An 18,615-nucleotide genomic window follows, 5' to 3' on the forward strand; every position below is an offset into this window, starting at 1 on the left:
GCGGGCGTCAGGTCTCGGTGTCGGCGGGCGGCCGTGGCTTCTTGCGGCGCGCCTCCAGGTTGGCCAGGGATTCGTGGTTGAGCGCGTCGGGAAAGCCGCGCTTGACCAGGTGTTCGAGCGCGCCGTTGATCCGGTCCCAGCCTTCCTGGGTGCGCAGTGGCACGCCCAGGAAGTGGCTCTCGGTCTTGGCGCGCAGCATCAGGTACAGCACGCCCGCCAGCATCACGCTGACCACGGCGGGCGCGTCCATGTCGTCGGTCAGGCCGTCGACGCGGTCGATGAAGCCGCGCGCGGCGCGTTCGCGGCGCTCGGCCAGCGGCGCGGACACCTCGTTGCGTTCGATCAGCTCCCAGCGGCGCACTTCGCGCAGCGTCTCGTTGCCGGCCAGCGCGTCCAGTTGCGCGCGCAGCATCGACAGCACCAGTTCGCCGGGGCTGCGCTGGCTGGATTCGTCGGCCGCCAGCAGGCCGGGGTTGCGGGTCCAGAAGTCCTGTTCCTGCATCCAGGCCAGCATCAGGCCGGGCATGCCGTCGAAGTAGCGGTAGATCAGTTCCTTGCTGACGCCGGCGCGCTTGGCGATGGCGTTGATGCCCACGCCGCCCATGCCGGTTTCCTTGATCTGGTCTTCCAGGGCCTGCAGTATCTGGCGCTCGGTATTCTCACGTCGGGACATTGGCCGGTTCCTTCATGATGATGAGGGAGCGGGCGGGGTCCGGCAGACCGAACACCCGGCCGTCGGCCATGTCCACAACCAGTTCGCTGACGGTATGGCCGATATGCCTGCCATCTTGCCAGACTTCGCTGCCCAGATAGATGGCGTTGGCGCGCCGCCGGGTGGTCGGCAGCGACGGATCGGCCTGCTCGATGCCGGTGACGCGCAGGCGGTCGTCCACCCGCACGCGGTCGCGCGGGCCGGCGCTGATGGCCACGGGCGCGCGCAGGCTCAGGGCGCGGTAGGCGCCGACGCCGCCGGTCAGCGCGTGCCAGGCCAGGTCGGCCATGGCCTCGGCCAGGGGCGGGCAGGGGAATATCGAGTTGTGCAGGATCGCCAGACGGCAGGCGCCGTTGTCGCGCCAGGCCTGGCCCTGGTCGGGCCGGCGCGCCACGCGGTCGCTGTTGCCCCAGGCCAGTTGGCCCGACGCGGACAGCGCGATCAGGCCGGCGTCGACTTCCGGATGGGCCCGCAGCACCTCGGCCACGGCGTCGGCGGGGGCCTGGCCGGCGGCCAGGCGCCGCAGCACCGTCAGGTTCAGCGGCACGCCATCGGCGCCGGGGCGGTTGGGCAGGCGGTGGCCGGTCACCAGGCCGACGCCGTCGGCGCCGGGCAGGAACTGCGCCAGCGGCTCGGGGCGGTCGGGGCCGCTTTCGATCAGGGCGGCATGGCGCGTCCGCAGCCAATCCGGCGGCAGGTCCAGCGCGGTCACGCCGCCGCGCTGGACGGTCGCGTGGCGGGCGCGGCCCTGTTCGTCCAGCACCGCGAACACGGCAAAGCCGCCGATGGCGCCGTGCCCCAGCAGTTCGGCGCCCAGGGCGGCGGCGCGTACCGCCGCGCCGGCGTTGGGTCCGTAAGCCGCGATGCCGATGGTCATGCGTGCTTCTTCCTAGTCCGTGTTGCTCGTCACGGGATCGACGATGTTCAGGTTGGTGATGAAGCGCTGGAACAGCATGGCCAGCGCCAGAGGCGGCAGGGCGGCGAGCATGCTGGCCGCGGCGAACAGCCCCAGGTCGGCGCGAAAGCCGGGCATCAGCGGCGACAGGCCCAGCAGCGCCGCCGACAGCGTCTGCGCCGAGGTGCCGCCGGTCAGCACGATGGCAAACAGCAGGTCGTTCCAGCCCACCAGGAAGGCGATGATGAAAGCCGCGGCGATGCCGGGCAACGCCATCGGCAGGGTCACGTGGCGCAGCATCTGCCAGCGGGTGCAGCCGTCCATGCGCGCGGCGCGCTCGATTTCGACCGGCAGCGAGGCGAAATAGCCCATCAGCACCCACGACAGCAGCGGGATCACCGCCGTCAGGTAGACGATCCACAGGCCGAACAGACTGCCGGCCAGGCCGATGGCGGCGAAGAACACGTAATACGGGATCAGCAGCGCGATCGGCGGCAGCGTGCGCGAGGCCAGCAGCACGTACAGCAGCGGTCCCTTGAACGGGAACTCGAAGCGCCCCAGGACGTAGCCGGCCAGCGTCGCGATGGCCGTGCCGGCGGCGGCGGCCGGCAGCGCCACCAGCGCGCTGTTGACGAAGCCGGCCATGATGGCGCGGGTCTGGCCGCCGAAGATGGAATCGGAACTGGACAGGCCCAGGACCCGCAGGTAGTTCTCGAAGGTGTAGCCCCCGGCATGGTGCGCCACGCCCATGATGATGGCCGACTCGTCCATGAACGAGGCCTTCAGCGTCCAGTACAGCGGGAACAGGCACCAGAACGCCACCAGGGCCACGCCCGCGCCCACCAGCCAGGGGCGCCAGCCTTCGCCGGCCACGCGGGCCGCGTCATTGCGCATGGTTGACTCCTTGCGGGCGCTTCTTGCGGATCAGCATGAAGTAGGCGGTGGCCAGCAGCAGCGACAGCACCGTCAGCAGGAACGCGGCGGCCGAGGCCAGGCCATACTTCGAGAACTCGAAGTTGTAGCGGAAGATCAGCAGCGGCAGGATCTGCGTGGACGTGCCGGGTCCGCCGCGCGTCAGCGAGAACAGCAGGTCGAACTGGCGCACGGCCTCCACCGTCATCACCACCAGCACGATCAGCGTGGTGTGCTTCAGGTGCGGCAGCGTGATGTGCCGCAAGCGCGCCAGCGGGCCGGCGCCGTCGACCCGCGCGGCCCGGTACAGGTCGCGCGGAATGGTCTGCAGCGCCGCCAGGTAGAAGAAGCTGCCCAGCGGCGCGACGTGCCAGACGAAGGCCAGCGCCACCCAGAACAGGGCCCAGTCGCTGCTCAGCCACACCGTGCCCGGCCCGGCCAGCCCGAGCGGCGTCAGCAGGCCGGTGAGCGCGCCGAAGCTGGGATTGAGCAGGAACGAGAACACCGTCGCCGTCACCACCTGCGACATGGCCCACGGCAGCAACGCCAGGCCGCGCACCAGGCCGCGCAGCGGCATCTCCTCGTTCAGCACCAGGGCAATGCCCAGCGCCGCCACGAACGAGCCGGCCACGCACATCGCCACGAAGCCCAGGCTGCGCCAGATGGCATCGGTGACGGCGCTGTCGGACAGCACTTCGCCATACAGGTCGGCGCCCACGAACTCCTGGGTCCGCAGGATCGCGTTGGTGTCGTGCAGGCTGAGCCAGAACGAATAGCCCAGCGGGACGCCGATGATGAGGGTGTTGAGCGCGTATACCGCGATGATCACCGTCATCGCGAAACCCAGGTCCGACATCTCCTTGCCGCCGCGCGCGGGCAGCGGCAGGGACGCGCGTGGCAGGCTGGCGGCGCTCATGCGCGCGGCTCCTCGCCGCCATGGACCCGCAGGCCGGCGGCGTCGAACAGGTACAGGCGGGCGGCCGGCAGCGCCAGCGCGATCGGCGCGCCGACTTCGTAGCGCCGTTCCGGCGACAGCCGGGCGCGCAGGCGCGGGCCGTCCTCGCCGGCGGTGATGACGTCGACGAACTGGTCCGATCCGACCGGTTCCACCGCCCACACCTGGCCTTGCAGCAGCAGGCCGTCGCCGGCCAGCGGCGCCGGCGCCATGGCTTCGGGGCGGATGCCGATCGCCGCCTCGCTGCCCGCCGGCAGCCCGCGCGCGGCGGCCGCCAGCGCGGCGGGCAGCGGATAGGCGCCACCCGCGGTGCGCAGCGCCGGCGCGCCGTCGTGCGTCTCCAGCGTGCCGCGCAGGAAGTTCATGCCGGGGTTGCCGATGAAGTCCGCCACTTCCATGGTCGCGGGTCGACGGTAGATGGTGTCCGGGTCGGCGAATTGCAGCAGGTTGCCGCCCGACATGACGGCGATGCGGTCCGCCAGCGTCATGGCCTCGACCTGGTCGTGGGTGACGTAGATGAAGGTCGCGTTCAGGCTGCGATGCAGGCGCTTGAGCTCGACCCGCATGTCGGTGCGCAGCTTGGCGTCCAGGCTGGACAGCGGCTCGTCGAACAGGAACAGGTCGGGGTCGCGTACCACCGCGCGGCCGATCGCCACGCGCTGGCGCTGGCCGCCGGACAGCTGGTAGGGCTTGCGGTCCAGCATCGATTCGACCCGCAGCAGCGCGGCCGCGCGCTCGACCTTGCCGCGCACTTCGGCGGCGGGCAGCTTCTGCATCCGCAGCGGAAAGCCGATGTTCTCGCGCACCGTCATGTGCGGATACAGCGCGATGCTCTGGAACACCATGGCCACGTTGCGCCGGTGCGGCGGCACCTGGTCCACGCGCCGGTCGTCGATGCGGATCTGGCCGCCGGTGGGCGTGTCCAGGCCGGCGATCATGTTCAGCGTGGTGGTCTTGCCGCAGCCCGACGGCCCCAGCAGCACCACGAATTCGCCGTCGCGGATGTCCAGGTCGAGCGAGCGCACCGCCTGGAAGTGGGTGTATGACTTCTCGATGCCTTGCAGGGAGACGCTGGCCATGTCATCAGCTCCGCTTGAGGATCTTGGCGTACTTCTTGTACAGGCCGTCCCAGCGCGCGCGCAGCTCGGTCGCCACCTGCGCGGGCGTGCGGGTGCCCTTGATCAGCATGTCCTGGGCGATCATCTCGTGCATGCCGGTGTCCCATTCCTGGTACCACGGCGCCTTCAGGATGTTGGCGGCCACGGCCTTCTCGCGCCCCTCGAACAGCCATTGGTAGACCTGTTCCCGATGCGCCGGGTACATCCACTTCATGATGGCGGCGCGGCTGTCGGGATCGCGGTACAGCTCGGGGAAGGGCACTTCCAGGTTGGCCTTGGCGATCCAGTTCTTGTGCGTGGTCAGCTGGCCGGCGCGGTCGCGGTAGCCGAAATACTTGACCAGCTCCCACAGCGCGGCCTGCCCGGCGTCGCTGCGCTTGCGCGTCGACATGCACAGCAGCGCGTGCCCCACCAGCACGGTGTCGTGGGTGGCGCCGGGCACCACCGGGTTATAGCTGGAGTATTCGGCGATCTGGCTCTTGGCGGGATCGTTGTAGTTGAAGCTGTAGTAATCGATGTTCAGGTGGAAGGCGTGCTGGCCTTTCATCCACGAGCTGGAGGTCTCGGTGCCCGACCACGTCAGCACGGCGCGCTGCACCAGTTCATCGTCCCACCAGCGCTTCCAGTCGGTCAGCACCTTGGTCAGCGGCGTGTCGGGTCCGAAGGTGGCGCGCAGCTCGCCGTCGACGAAGCGCTCGCCCTCGGCGAAGCATTGCGCGATCAGGGCCCATGGCAGGCCGGTCCAGGCGTTGTACCAGGGCATCAGCATCGGATGCTGCGCCAACCCCTTCTTCTTGATCTCGCGCGCCTGTTTTTCGACCGTGGCCCAGTCCCGCGGGTAGTCGGCGGCGTTGGCGGTGCCGCCGTAGCCCGCTTCGCCCAGGATTTTCTCGTTGCGGAACAGCGCGTAGGGACCGCCGTTGTAATAGGTCAGGCCGAGGTAGCGGCCGTCGGTGGCCTTGGCGTCCTCGACGATGCCGGGGAACATCTGCTTCTGGATGTCGGCCAGGCCGGGCATGTCGTCGATCGGGCGGATCCAGCCGGCCGCGTACCAGCGCGAAGCCTGGCCGCGCTGGGCGTAGAACATGTCCAGCGGCGCCTTGGCGGCCAGCTGCGTTTCCAGCACGGCGGCGTAGTCGCCGGGGATCGGCGACAGGTTTACCGGCACGCCGCTTTCCTGCGTGAAGCGGGCCGCGCCATGTTGCACGATCTCGCTGCCCCAGGGCCAGAAGGCGAAGGTCAGCGGCGAGGCGGCCTGTGCCAGCGCCCGCAGGGGCCAGCCGCCTGCCGCCAGCCCGGCCGCGGCGGCCAGGCCCGCGGCGCCGCGCAGGATGAAGTCGCGACGCTGGGCGTCGGCCGGGAACGGGCCGGGTCGGCCATCGGGATGCAGGGACAGGGGCATGCTGGACTTCCTTGTTGTGGGAACGACGACAAAGAAACGGTGCAGCAAAAGCGGTGTGGCGGGACGGCGGCGCGATGGCGCCAGCGAGCGGGCGCCGGCGTGTGGAACGCGTTGCGTGGCCGTGTGTCCGTCGCGCCGACAACCAGAAGTGACCATACGGTCACATCAAGAGCGAAGATAGGACCTGGCCACCTTGCGCGGCAAGGGGGGAGTTTCCCTAGGACAAAAAAAACCGGCGCGGCGCGCCGGTCGGGAGGGCGGGCGTCGGGCCGGCGATCCTGCCCCGACCCGCTCGCGTCAGATCAGGCCGCGGATGCCGGCGATGCCGTGCGCGCCGTGGCGCAGGGCCTGCGAGACGGTCTGGGTGGATTGCCCGCCGAGCGCGAAGACCGGGATGCCGGCGTCGCGGTTGCCTTCGACGAAGCCGTCCCAGCCCAGCGTCGGCGCGCCGGGGTGGCTGGGCGTGTCCAGCACCGGGCCCAGCACGGCGAAGTCCGCGCCCAGCTCGCGCGCGTGCACCACCTGGGCGTTGTCGTGCGCCGAGACGCCAACCAGCGCGCCGGCCGGCAGGTCGGGCCGGGCGCTCAGACGCGCGGCGTCGGCGCCGCGCAGGTGCACGCCGTCGGCCTCGCGCCACCAGGCGGCCGGATGGGCGCTGTTGACCAGCACTTTCGCGCCAGCGGCGTGGCAGCGCTTGACGATCTGCTGCAGCGCCTCGTGCAGCGAGGTCGAGGCCGGGCCGTCGGGCCACTGCGGTTCACGCAGTTGCACCAGCCTGATGCCGCGCGCCAGCGCCGCGTCCAGCCGGCCCAGGAACGCCGACAGGCCGGCGCGCGAGCCGATCGAACTGATGCCATAGGCGGTCGGCAGCTGCAGCCATCGCAGCGGCGGCAGGGTGGCGGGCAGCAAGTCGCCGACGGACGCGGCGTTGGCCGGGTCGACCCATTCCAGGCGCTGGTTCTCCAGGCTGCGCGGTTCGCCTTCCCAGCCGGTGACGTGGCAGAACGCCAGGCGCACCGTGGTGTGGGGGTAGGCGTGCACGTAGGTCACCCACGGCCGCGACTGCGTCACGCGGATGCCGATCTCTTCCTGCAGTTCGCGCGCCAGCGCCTGCAGCACGGTCTCGCCGGGTTCGAGCTTGCCGCCGGGCAGCTCCCACCAGCCCGACCAGGGCTTGCCTTCGGGGCGTTGCCCCAGCAACAGCATGCCGTCCGGACGCAGGATCAGGCCGGCGGCGACATCGATGATTTTGTCAGACATGGCGGGCAGCCCAGTCACGGGCGAATTGGTAGGCGACGCGGCCCGAGCGCGAACCGCGCTCGATGGTCCATTGCAGCGCCTCGGTGCGGGACGGTTCGATCTGCTCTTCCGGGCAGCCCAGCTCGCGCAGCCAGTGGTAGACGATGTCGAGGTAGTCGTCCTGCTTGAAGGGATAGAACGACAGCCACAGGCCGAAGCGCTCGGACAGCGAGATCTTTTCCTCGACGGTTTCGCCGGGGTGGATCTCGCCGTCGGGCTGGTGCTTGGCCTGCAGGTTCTCGCTCATGTATTCCGGCATCAGGTGGCGCCGGTTGGAGGTGGCGTAGATCAGCACGTTGTCGCCCGAGGCGGCCACCGAGCCGTCCAGCACGGACTTGAGCGCCTTGTAGCCAGCCTCGCCTTCCTCGAACGACAGGTCGTCGCAGAACACGATGAAGCGCTCGGGACGCGCGGCCACCAGTTCGACGATGTCGGCCAGGTCGCCCAGGTCGGATTTGTCGACTTCGATCAGGCGCAGCCCGCGGTCGCCGTAGGCGGCCAGCATGGCCTTGACCAGCGAGCTCTTGCCGGTGCCGCGGGCGCCGGTCATGAGCACGTTGTTGGCGGGCTTCTTCTCGATGAACTGCACGGTGTTGCGGTCGATGATGCCTTTCTGGCGCTCGATGTGCTGCAGGTCTTCGAGGTCGATGCGGGCCACGTGGCGCACGGCGTCGAGCCAGCCGCGCGAGCCGCGTTTGCGCCAGCGGAACGCGTGGGCGTCCCAGTCGATATCGGGGGGCGCGGGGGGCAGCCAGGCTTCGAGCTGGGCCAGGACGCGCTCGGCGCGCTGGATGAGGGTGGTGAATTCGTTCGCGGTCACGGTGTGATCCTGGAAGAGCGAACGGGCGGGCCCGGCACCGGGCCCGCGTCGCGTTCGCGGGCATCGTCGGAAGAAGAGGGCGCGTGTCCCGCCGCAAAGGCGTCGTGGGGACGCGCGCCGCTCAACGGCTGTCACCTGCCGGGGACCGCGGTGATGCCACGGATTCCCCGGGGGCAGTGACCGGCGATGGGTAAGGCGCAGCCACTGGATTTCATTGCTGCCGCCACCCCGCGAGGCCCGGCGCGCAACTGAACGCCGTCGCTTCGCGCCCGGGGTCAGCCGGGCGGATGGCGGGTCTTGATCAGGAACGGTAATCGGCGTTGATCGACACGTACTCGTGCGAGAAATCGCAGGTGTAGACGGTGTCGCTGACCTGGCCGCGGCCCAGCGCGATGCGCACGGCGATCTCGGCCTGCTTCATCACGCGCTGGCCATCGGCTTCCTGGTAGGCCGGGTTGCGGCCGCCGTCCTTGGCCACCAGCACGTCGTCGAGCCACAGGCGGATCTTCGACACGTCCAGGTCATCGATGCCGGCATAGCCGACGGCGGCCAGGATGCGGCCCAGGTTGGGGTCCGAGGCGAAGAAGGCGGTCTTGACCAGCGGCGAGTGGGCCACGGCGTAGGCCACCTTGAGGGCTTCCTCGGTGGTGCCGGCTTCCTCGACGCGGATGGTCATGAACTTGGTGGCGCCTTCGGCGTCGCGCACGATCTTCTGCGCCAGCTCCAGCGCGGCGGCGGTCAGGGCCTCGCGCACGGCGGCGTAGGCGGCGTCCGATTCGGCGTTGACCTCGACGCCCGACTTGCCGGTGGCGACGATGATGAACGAGTCATTGGTGGAGGTGTCGCCGTCCACGGTGATGCGGTTGAACGAGGCGTCGGCGATCTCGCCCGCCAGCTTGCGCAAGAGCGGCTGGGCGATGCCGGCGTCGGTGGCCAGGAAGCTCAGCATGGTCGCCATGTTGGGGCGGATCATGCCGGCGCCCTTGCTGATGCCGGTGAAGGTGACGGTCTTGCCGCCGATCTGGACGCGGCGCGACGAGATCTTGGGCAGCGTGTCGGTGGTCATGATGCCGTGCGCGGCGCTCGACCAGTGGTCGGCGCCCAGGTTGGCGATGGCGCCCGGCAGGCCGGCGAACAGACGGTCCAGCGGCAGCGGCTCCAGGATCACGCCGGTCGAGAACGGCAGCACCTGGGCGGCGGGCACGCCGAGCAGGCGGCCGAGTTCGGCGCAGGTGTCCTGGGCCTTCTTCAGGCCTTCGGCGCCGGTGCCGGCGTTGGCGTTGCCGGTGTTGATGACCAGCGCGCGGATCGGGCCGCCGTCGGCCAGATGGGCCTGGCACACCTGCACGGGCGCGGCGCAGAAGCGGTTGCGGGTGAACACGCCGGCCACGCTGCTGCCTTCGGCCAGGCGGAATACCGTCAGGTCGCGTCGGTTGGCTTTGCGGATGCCGGCCTCGGTGACGCCGATTTCAACGCCGGCAACAGGGAAAATTTCGGACTCGGAGGGGATCTGCAGGTTAACGGCCATGACTTCGTCTCATGAATGAGCAGGACGGAAATCGCCGCCAGGGCAAGGCGGCGCGCGGGGGAAAGCTTCGTATTATCCCACTGCTTTGCGACAGCCGGCGGCGGCCGCCTGAAAGCCGGCTGTCAGGGGGCGGTGCGCATGGCGGCCACGTCCAGCACGCCGGCTTCGCGGTTGGACAGGATGGCGCGCACATTGCCGTCCGGGGCCTGCAACACCGACATGCCGGCCGCGATTTCCTTGCCGTCGGCCTGACGCGCCGAGCGGCCGCGCGAGGGCGAGAACAGCAGGTCGCCGGGTTGCACGCCGGGCACCCGCGGGCCGGCGGTCAGCAGGCGGGTGCCGGTGGGATAGGTGATGCCGCCCAGCGTGCTTTCACGGCCCAGCAGGCCCTCGAACGCCAGCAGGCGGCGCTGGGCGTCCAGCGTCATGTCCACCTTCAGCAGCGGCATGCCGGCCACGGTCAGGGGCTCGCTGCCTTCGGCGCGCAGCAGCCAGCGGGGCGCCGGGCTGGCCGGGTCGGGCGCGCTGGCGCGGGCCGCGTCGTCGACCTTGAGCCAGGCGCCAGGGGGGATGGGCTGCTGGTTCAGGGTGTTGCCGATGGCCAGGTGGCAGCTGGCAAAGCGCGGCTGGCCGCCCAGCAGGACGAATTCGACCCGGTGGCCGTGGGCGCAGAGCCAGCCGTCCTGGGCCTGGTCGCGGGCGATCTCGGCCGACAGTGTTTCGGGCTGCCGGCTGGTGGCCGGGTAGTGGAACAGGCGCGTGGCGCTGATGCCCTGCACGGTGGCCGGATGGCCGTCCGGGAAGGTGGCGCGGTCGAACGAGGCCGGGTCGCCGGCGGTGGCCAGGCGCAGCACCGTGCCGGCCGGCATGTCGACCCCGGCCAGCCGGGTGGGCTGGTCCAGCACCCGGTCAAGGCTGGCGCCCAGGCGCGCGTCGCGCTGGGCTTCCAGCCATTGGCTCAGTTGCTGGTAGGGAAAGATGCCGCCGACCAGGGCCAGCAGCGCCATCAGGATCGTGCCGCGGCGGCGATGGTCGACCAGCCACAGCCGGGCGCCGCGGCTGGTGGCCAGGACGGCCAGCCAGGTCAGCAGCGTGGAGAGGCAGGCCAGCGACACTGCCATCAACACATAGTAATTACCGCCAGGAAGGGATACCGGAATCATGGCGGCAATTATGCGCCAAACCGCCGTCGTTTTTGGTGGCGCCCGATCGGCTTCGGACGGGTGCCGGCACGTCCGGGCGCGCCGTGGGCGCAAGCGGCGGGCCGGCGCCGCGGCCGCCTCAGACCTTGGCGCCGGCCGAGCGGGTGGCCACCACCTGCAGCTTCAGTTCGCCCAGGGCCTGGAACAGCGCGTTGCGGCTGCCTTCGGGCAGTTCGCCGAACATCGACTTGACCCACGACTCGTGCGCCCGCGCCATCCTGGCGAAGCTCTTCCTGCCCTGCGGGGTCAGCTTGATGAGCGAACTGCGGCGGTCGGACTCGACCTTGGTGCGCACCACCAGGCCTTCTTTTTCGAGTTGGTCGGTGATACCGGTAATATTGCCGTTTGTCACCATCATGTGGCGCGACAATTCACCCATCTTCATGCCCTTGGGGGCGCGCTGCAATTGCGCCATCAGGTCGAAACGGGGCAGGGTGGTGTCGAATTCGTTGCGCAGCCGGCTGCGGATCTCGCCTTCGATGAGATTGGCGCAGGTCAGCATGCGCAGCCACAGGCGCAGCGCATGGTGATCATCGGGGGCGGCGCGGGATTCCAGGTCGGGGGCGTCTGTCATGGTCGGCAGGTTACCGGGAATGCGTGGATCGGTCTGTATTCATGAGTCACTGGTAAAAACCCTAGACTTGTTTTGCCGGATACTTTAAACCTAAACTATGAACCACGCCAGTTCTCCCCTTGCCGCACCACGGGATCGGCTGCTGCGGGCGCCGGTCTGACGCGCCGCCTGAACGGGTCGGCAGGCCGGGCATAGAAGTCCTTCGAATCGCAATCCCAGAAAAACACCCTCTGCGCGGCTCGCGCACGGAGCACACCACCATGCGTTTCATCACTTCCCTCGTTGCCGCCGCCGCGTTGATTCCGGCACTGGCGCACGCCGATCCGGTCAAGGTCGGCATCGCGAATGACATTTCCGGCCCGTTCTCGGCCCTGGGCGCCGAAGCCCGCGACGGCTTCAACCTGGCCATCAAGCAACTGGGCAGCAAGCTGGGCGGCCAGCCCGCCGAGTTCCTGCAGACCGACATGGGCGGCAACCCCGACCAGGCGCGCCAGCTGGTGACCCGCTACATCCAGCGCGACAAGGTCGATTTCTTCACCGGCCCGATCGGCTCGAACGTGGCGCTGGCCGTCGGCCCCGCGCTGTTCGCCGCCAAGGTGCCGTACCTGTCGAACAACCCGGGCCCCAGCCAGTTCGCCGGCGCCCAATGCAATAACTACTGGTTCGGTTCGTCCTACCAGAACGACGCCTTCCACGAAGCCGCCGGCAAGGTCGCGGCCGACCGCGGCTTCAAGAAGATGTTCATCATGGCCCCGGACTACCCGGCCGGCAAGGACGCGCTGGCCGGCTTCAAGCGCGGCTACAAGACCGCCCCGGGCGACGAGGTCTACACCAAGCTGGGCCAGATCGACTACGCCGCCGAGATCGCCCAGATCCGCGCCGCCAAGCCGGACGCGGTCTATATCTTCCTGCCGGGCGGCATGGGCATCAACTTCGTCAAGCAGTTCGTGTCGGCCGGCCTTTCCCAGAGCGTCAAGCTGATCGGCCCGGGCTTCTCGGCCGACGAGGACGTGATCCAGGCCGTGGGCGAGCCGATGCTGGGCATGTACAACACGGCGCAGTGGGCGCATGACCTGGACGTGCCGCAGAACAAGGCCTTCGTCGAGGCCTTCCGCAAGGAATACAACGGCCGCTACCCGTCGGTGTATGCCGCCCAGGCCTACGACGTCATCATGGCCATGGACGCCGCCGTCAAGCAGGCCGGCGGCAAGGCCTCCGACCGCGAGGCCATCGTCCAGGCGCTGGCCAAGGCCGACTATCCCTCGGTGCGCGGCAGCTACACCTACGGCAAGAACCACTACCCGATCCAGGCCTACTACCTGCGCGTGGTCGACAAGGACGCCAGCGGCCGCATCACCAACAAGCTGGTGGGCAAGGTGTTCGACAAGTACCAGGACGTCTACGTCGGCGACTGCAAACTATAAAAGGCGGCGGGACGCGTAAAGCGTCGCGGCTACACAATGTAGCCTGGCCCCGCGGGGTCGCGCGGATCCGGCTTCGCCGGTCCGTCGCGACGCCCCCTTGAGGGGGAAGCGCGCAGCGCTCCGGGGGTGGGCCCACCAGGGGATTTATTCATGACGTTCACGCTCATCGTCGAGCAATTGCTGAACGGTCTGCAGTTTGGGTTGATGTTGTTTCTGATCGCGGCCGGGCTGACCCTGGTGTTCGGCATCATGGACATCATGAATCTGGCGCACGGCTCGCTCTATATGGCAGGCGCCTATGTCGCCGCCGAAACCATGCAGCGCACGGGTTCCTTCACCGCCGCCGTGCTGGTGGCCGCCGTTGCCACCGGCCTGGTCGGGGTGGCGCTGGAACTGACGCTGATCCGCCGCCTGGCGCTGCGCGACCATCTGGCGCAGGTGCTGGGCACCTACGCCGTCATCCTCATCGCCAATGACCTGGTCAAGATGATCTGGGGTCCGGCCCCGGTCATGCTGAACATGCCGGCGCTGCTGTCCGGGCCGGTGCGCCTGCTGCCCGACCTGCTGTATCCGGCCTACCGCCTGATGATCATCGTCTTCGGCGTGGCCTCGGCCGTCGGGCTGTACTGGTTCGTGACGCGCACCCGCGCCGGCGTGCTGGTGCGGGCCGGCGCCTCGAACCGGCAGATGGCCACCCTGATGGGCGTGCGCGTGCCGCTGCTGTTCCTGGGCGTGTTCGTGCTGGGCGCCATGCTGGCGGCTGTGGCTGGCGCGCTGCTGGGGCCGATCACCTCGGTGCAGGTCGGCATGGGCGAGGAAATCCTGATCCTGGTGCTGGTGTGCATCGTCATCGGCGGCATCGGTTCGATCCGCGGCGCCTTCGTCGGCGCGCTGCTGGTGGGTATGGTCGATACCGCCGGGCGGGCCTTCCTGCCGATGCTGCTGCGCCAGGTGTTCTCGCCGGCCGTTGCGTCCAGCGTCGGCCCGACGCTGGCGGCCATTGCCATCTACGTGCTGATGGCGGCGGTCCTGGTGTTCCGGCCTTCCGGCCTGTTTCCGGCGCGAGGCTGATGATGCGGACCCCTTCGATGCTCTGGACCCTGGCCCTGCTGGCCGCGCTGGCGGCATTCCCGCTGGTGGCGCCCGCGCTGGGCCTGGATTTCTATATCTCCTTCGTGCGGCGCGTGCTGATCTACGCGCTGGCCGCCACCAGCCTGAACCTGATCCTGGGCTACGGCGGCATGGTGGCGCTGGGCCACGCGGCTTTCTTCGGCGCCGGCGCCTACGCGGTCGGCATCCTGGCGATGTCGGGCGTGAGTTCGGCGCTGGTGTCGTGGCCGGTGGCGATGCTGCTGGCGGCGCTGCTGGCCTTCATCACCGGCGCGATCTCGCTGCGCACGCGCGGCGTGTACTTCATCATGATCACGCTGGCATTCGCGCAGATGCTGTTCTACATCTTCATCTCGCTGCGCCAGTACGGCGGCGAGGACGGCCTGAACCTGCCGGGCTACTCCACGCTGCCGGGCATCGACCTGGCCAACGACGTGGCGTTCTATTACCTGGTGCTGGCGATCTTCGCCGTGATGATGTGGCTGTTCGGGCGGGTGACGCTGTCGCGCTTCGGCACCGCGCTGCAGGGCATCCGCGAAAACGAGTCGCGCATGGAATCCATGGGCTACCCGGTCTACCGCATCAAGCTCACCGCCTTCACGCTCAGCGGCGCCGTGGCCGGGCTGGCCGGCGCGCTGCTGGCCAACCACAACCTGTTCATCTCGCCCAGCCTGATGCACTGGACCCAGTCGGCCAACCTGCTGATCATGGTGCTGGTGGGCGGCATCGGCCTGCGCTATGGCGGCGTGGCCGGCGCGGTGGTGATGCTGGTGCTGGAGGAAGTGCTGCGCCAGTGGACCGAATACTGGCACCTGCCCCTGGGCGTGCTGCTGCTGGGCGTGGTGTTCGGCGCGCCGCGCGGCCTGGTGGGCCTGTTCGGCCCGCTGTTCGGCGGCCGTGCCGCGCAAACCGGCAAGGCGGGATCATGAACCAGACCCATACCCCCACGCAGGCCCCCGCGCTGCAGGCCAGCAACCTGGTGCGCCGCTTTGGCGCGCTGGTGGCTACCGACAATGTCTCGATCTCGTTGAACCCGGGCGAGATCCACGCCTTGATCGGCCCCAACGGCGCCGGCAAATCCACCCTGATCCACCTGCTGTCCGGCACGCTGGCGGCCGATTCCGGTTCGCTGGCCGTGGACGGCCGCGACGTCACCGCCATGAACGCGCACCAGCGCGTGGCCGCGGGCCTGTCGCGCTCGTACCAGATCACCAACATCTTCAAGCAGTCCAGCGTGCTGGACAACCTGGTGCTGGCGGTGCAGGCCCACGCCGGCAGCAGCTTCCGCTTCTGGCGGCCGCGCGCGGCCGAGTCGGCCCTGTACGAGCAGGCCCGCGAGCTGGCGCGCGAATGCGCCATCGACGCCAGCCTGCTGGACCGCGCCGCGGGCACCTTGCCGCACGGCGAACAGCGCAAGGTGGAGTTCGCGCTGGCCCTGGCCGCGCGGCCGCGCGTGCTGCTGCTGGACGAACCCATGGCCGGCATGGGGCCCGACGAGACCCTGCGCCTGACCGACCTGATCGAATCCCTGCGCGGCCGCGCCGCCATGCTGCTGGTCGAGCACGACATGCAGGCGGTGTTCCGGCTGGCCGACCGCATCTCGGTGCTGGTCTACGGCCGCGTGATCGCCACCGGCACGCCGGACGAGATCCGCGCCAACCCGGATGTGCGCCAGGCCTACCTCGGCGATGACGAAACGGCGCCCGCGCGCCAGGAGCTTGCCTGATGCTCAGCATTGAATCGGCCCAGAGCGGCTACGGCGCCAGCCAGGTGCTGTTCGGCGTGGACCTGCAGATCGGCGCGGGCCAGGTGGTGACACTGCTGGGCCGCAACGGCATGGGCAAGACCACGCTGCTGCGCACCCTGTTCGGCCAGCTGCCGCTGCGCGGCGGCAGGATTCATTTCGCCGAGCAGGACATCAGCGGCTGGAGCCCGGACCGCATCGCCCGCACCGGCATGGCCATCGTGCCCGAGGGGCGCCAGTGCTTTCCCAACCTGACGGTGCGCGAGCACCTGACGGCCTTCGTGGCCGCGCGCAACCCCGCCATCGGCGAGCCGTGGACGCCCGAGCGCGTGTTCGAGCTGTTCCCGCGCCTGGGCGAACGCGCCCGCAACATGGGCAACCAGCTGTCGGGCGGCGAGCAGCAGATGCTGGCCATCGGCCGCGCGCTGGTGACCAATCCGCGCCTCTTGATTCTGGATGAGGCCACCGAGGGCCTGGCGCCCAAGATCCGCGAGGAGATCTGGAACTGCCTGGCGCGCCTGCGCCAGGCCGGCCAGACCATCCTGGTGATCGACAAGTACGTCGAGCGCCTGCTGAGCCTGGCCGACCGCCACGTCATCCTGGAGCGCGGCAAGGTGGTCTGGACGGGCGACTCCGCCGCGCTCGATGCCGATCGCGGATTGTGGGAACGCTACCTGGGCGTGTAGCGCGAAAGCCGCAGTCCCGGCGCGGGCGGCGGCTTTTCTTTCGATATAAAACGCAATAAAGACGAGGTTTGCCGCGGTCGGCCCGAAATAGGCTGACCTTTGGCAAATCCGCGCGTTTACGCCTGTTTTCATTCATCCCGTGGTTCTCTACACTTAGCGCGCCGTGCGTACCGCGTGGATGCGTCACGTCTTAACAAGCTGTCAGGGAAGACTTCGCATGGCGAAATGGGGTTTGCGCAAAAAATCATTGATGGCGCTGTTGCTGGCATGCCTGGTCGCGCTGGCGCCGGCCGCGCTGATCGGCTGGCAGGTGCTGGACGGCGTGCGCGATCACTTCGGCCGCGCCTTCGCCGATAACTTCACGCAACTGAACCGGCAGCGCATCCTGGCGCCGGTGTCGCGCGAGCTGGCGCTGTCGCAGCGGCTGGCCGATAGCGAGGTCACGCGCCGCTGGCTGCGCAACGAAAGCGATCCGGCCGCGCGCGAACTGTTCTTCCGCGAGGCCGACGGCTACCGGCGCGACCTGCTGGGCCGCGCCTATTTCATCGCCAGCGCCGCCACCGGCCACTATTACTTCAATGACGACCAGCCGCTGTCGGAGGCGCCGCGCTACACGCTCAGCCGCGACGCGGCCGACGATGGCTGGTTCTACAACTCGCTCAAGGCGAGCGCGCGCTACAACATCAACGTCAATCCGGACCTCAAGCTCAAGACCACCCGGGTCTGGATCAACGTGCAGGTGCGCGACGGCGACAAGGTCATCGGCCTGACCGGCGCCGGCCTGGACGTGGGCGGTTTCCTGCGCGACTTCGTCAACAGCGGCCAGCCCGGCGTGACGCCCATCATCGTTGACGAGGAGGGCGCGATCCAGGCGCACATGGATCCGACGCTGATCGCCTACAACTCAGGGGCCGGCGGCGCGGAAGGCGCCAGCGGCCGCGGTAGGGTGTTCAACCTGCTCGACGCAGGCAACGGCCGCGACGAGCTGCGCTCGGCGATGCACGCGGCCCAGGCCGATCCGCAATCGGTGCAGTCGGCCTGGGTCACCATCGACGGCGTGCGCCAGCTGGTGTCGGTGGCCTACATGCCCGAATTGCACTGGCACGTGCTGACGGTGGTCGACCTGGGCGCGGCCCGGGTGCTGGACACCGACTGGCTGTGGCCGGCCGCCATCGGCCTGGTGCTGCTGTTCGCGGCCCTGCTGCTGTGCTTCGGCTACGCCATCGAGCGCCTGATGCTGCGGCCGCTGCGCCGCCTGCAGCAATCGGCCCGCGCCATCGCCAACGGCAGCTACGACGTGCGCCTGCCGCCGGGCGGCCAGGACGAGATCGGCGACCTGAGCCGCGCCTTCGGTGTCATGGCCGACAAGGTTCGCCAGCACACCGCCGAACTGGAAAGCAAGGTGCGCGAGCGCACCTCCGAGCTGGAGGACGCCAACCGCGCCATGGCGGCCGCGCACAAGAAGATCGGCGATTCCATCGACTACGCCAGCCTGATCCAGCGCGCCATCCTGCCCGATCGCCAGCTGACCCAGTCGCTCGGCGCCCACCATTTCGTGTTGTGGAAGCCGCGCGACGTGGTCGGCGGCGATTTCTACGTATTCCGCTCGGACGGCGCCAACTGCCTGCTGGGCATCATGGACTGCGCCGGCCACGGCGTGCCGGGCGCGCTGATGACCATGCTGGCGCGCGCGGCCATCGACCTGGCCATCACCGAGGCCGGCCCGGCCGACCCGGCCGGCATCCTGGCGCGCACCGACAGCGCCATCCGCGCCATGCTCGCGGACGCGCAATTGCCACGGGCCCTGGCCACCAATACCGACGCGGGGCTGGTATATATTGACCGCCAATCCGGCAGCTTGCGGTATGCCGGCGCCAAGATCAGCCTATACGCCAGCGACGGCGAGACCCTGCGCGAAGTGCCGGGGGGCAAGCGCGCGCTGGGCGACAAGCGGACCGGGACCTACCAGAACATCGAGTTGCGCATGGAGCCGGGCTGGACGTACTACCTGGCGACCGACGGCTTCCTGGACCAGGCCGGCGGCGAGCATGGCTTCGGCTTCGGCAACACGCGTTTCGCCGAAATGCTCAAGAGACACGCGCGGCAGCCGTTAACCGACCAGGCGGCGGCCTTTACCGAGGCCCTGGCCCGGTACCAGGGCGGAAGGCCGCAGCGCGACGACATTACCTTGCTGTCTTTCCGTTTCGAATAATCGTTATCAGGGCGGTAACTCC

17 protein-coding genes are annotated in these 18,615 nt (G+C 69.2%); 6 read left to right on the forward strand and 11 right to left on the reverse strand.

From position 1 onward, the window contains the following. Positions 1-7: 7 nt before the first annotated feature. The 11 genes from AruCF_RS01875 to AruCF_RS01925 all read right to left on the reverse strand — a co-directional run bounded on the left by AruCF_RS01875 (position 8) and on the right by AruCF_RS01925 (position 11,417). Positions 8-673: a TetR/AcrR family transcriptional regulator gene (locus AruCF_RS01875; protein ID WP_049071023.1), complete on the reverse strand. Its 666-nt coding sequence runs from the start codon at positions 671-673 to the stop codon at positions 8-10. Further along, entirely contained in the window at positions 660-1,589 is a 930-nt protein-coding gene (locus AruCF_RS01880) for a DUF6963 family protein (protein ID WP_049071024.1), read from the reverse strand. The genes AruCF_RS01875 and AruCF_RS01880 overlap by 14 nt, the downstream gene beginning before the upstream one ends. 12 nt (positions 1,590-1,601) lie before the next feature. After that, a complete protein-coding gene (locus AruCF_RS01885; RefSeq protein WP_006388536.1) occupies positions 1,602-2,501 on the reverse strand; it encodes a carbohydrate ABC transporter permease in 900 nt (299 codons plus the stop codon). Next, complete coding sequence (locus AruCF_RS01890) at positions 2,491-3,435, reverse strand: carbohydrate ABC transporter permease (protein WP_049071025.1); 945 nt, start codon at positions 3,433-3,435, stop codon at positions 2,491-2,493. Before AruCF_RS01890 ends, AruCF_RS01885 begins: the two co-directional genes overlap by 11 nt. Further along, the gene (locus tag AruCF_RS01895; RefSeq protein WP_049071026.1) at positions 3,432-4,553 is read right to left on the reverse strand and encodes an ABC transporter ATP-binding protein; all 1,122 of its coding nucleotides are present in this window, start codon (positions 4,551-4,553) and stop codon (positions 3,432-3,434) included. Before AruCF_RS01895 ends, AruCF_RS01890 begins: the two co-directional genes overlap by 4 nt. A gap of 4 nt (positions 4,554-4,557) precedes the next feature. After that, entirely contained in the window at positions 4,558-5,994 is a 1,437-nt protein-coding gene (locus tag AruCF_RS01900; RefSeq protein WP_049071027.1) for an ABC transporter substrate-binding protein, read from the reverse strand. Positions 5,995-6,291: 297 nt separating this feature from the next. Continuing rightward, positions 6,292-7,254: a Nudix family hydrolase gene (locus tag AruCF_RS01905; protein WP_049071030.1), complete on the reverse strand. Its 963-nt coding sequence runs from the start codon at positions 7,252-7,254 to the stop codon at positions 6,292-6,294. Further along, positions 7,247-8,113, reverse strand: coding sequence for an ATP-binding protein (locus AruCF_RS01910; protein WP_049071032.1), 867 nt, complete (start codon positions 8,111-8,113; stop codon positions 7,247-7,249). The genes AruCF_RS01905 and AruCF_RS01910 overlap by 8 nt, the downstream gene beginning before the upstream one ends. Before the next feature lie 301 nt (positions 8,114-8,414). Further along, complete coding sequence (argJ, locus tag AruCF_RS01915) at positions 8,415-9,641, reverse strand: bifunctional glutamate N-acetyltransferase/amino-acid acetyltransferase ArgJ (RefSeq protein ID WP_049071034.1); 1,227 nt, start codon at positions 9,639-9,641, stop codon at positions 8,415-8,417. Between the two features lie 122 nt (positions 9,642-9,763). After that, a complete protein-coding gene (locus AruCF_RS01920) occupies positions 9,764-10,804 on the reverse strand; it encodes a hypothetical protein (protein WP_049071036.1) in 1,041 nt (346 codons plus the stop codon). 118 nt (positions 10,805-10,922) lie between these two features. Next, entirely contained in the window at positions 10,923-11,417 is a 495-nt protein-coding gene (locus AruCF_RS01925; RefSeq protein WP_049071038.1) for a MarR family winged helix-turn-helix transcriptional regulator, read from the reverse strand. 260 nt (positions 11,418-11,677) lie between these two features. On the opposite strand from AruCF_RS01925, the gene AruCF_RS01930 reads away from it, so the two are divergent. From AruCF_RS01930 to siaA, 6 genes are all read left to right on the forward strand, one after another. Further along, a complete protein-coding gene (locus AruCF_RS01930; protein ID WP_063568844.1) occupies positions 11,678-12,841 on the forward strand; it encodes an ABC transporter substrate-binding protein in 1,164 nt (387 codons plus the stop codon). Positions 12,842-12,991: 150 nt separating this feature from the next. Continuing rightward, positions 12,992-13,912: a branched-chain amino acid ABC transporter permease gene (locus tag AruCF_RS01935; protein WP_006388547.1), complete on the forward strand. Its 921-nt coding sequence runs from the start codon at positions 12,992-12,994 to the stop codon at positions 13,910-13,912. Then, a complete protein-coding gene (locus AruCF_RS01940) occupies positions 13,912-14,880 on the forward strand; it encodes a branched-chain amino acid ABC transporter permease (RefSeq protein WP_049071042.1) in 969 nt (322 codons plus the stop codon). Before AruCF_RS01935 ends, AruCF_RS01940 begins: the two co-directional genes overlap by 1 nt. Further along, entirely contained in the window at positions 14,877-15,677 is an 801-nt protein-coding gene (locus AruCF_RS01945; protein WP_049071043.1) for an ABC transporter ATP-binding protein, read from the forward strand. Before AruCF_RS01940 ends, AruCF_RS01945 begins: the two co-directional genes overlap by 4 nt. Then, a complete protein-coding gene (locus AruCF_RS01950; protein WP_049071045.1) occupies positions 15,677-16,381 on the forward strand; it encodes an ABC transporter ATP-binding protein in 705 nt (234 codons plus the stop codon). The genes AruCF_RS01945 and AruCF_RS01950 overlap by 1 nt, the downstream gene beginning before the upstream one ends. A gap of 217 nt (positions 16,382-16,598) precedes the next feature. Then, positions 16,599-18,593, forward strand: coding sequence for a biofilm regulation protein phosphatase SiaA (siaA, locus tag AruCF_RS01955; RefSeq protein ID WP_200904295.1), 1,995 nt, complete (start codon positions 16,599-16,601; stop codon positions 18,591-18,593). Positions 18,594-18,615 lie beyond the last annotated feature (22 nt).

The organism is Achromobacter ruhlandii (genome assembly GCF_002082135.1).
Classification (GTDB): Bacteria; Pseudomonadota; Gammaproteobacteria; order Burkholderiales; family Burkholderiaceae_B; genus Achromobacter; species Achromobacter ruhlandii.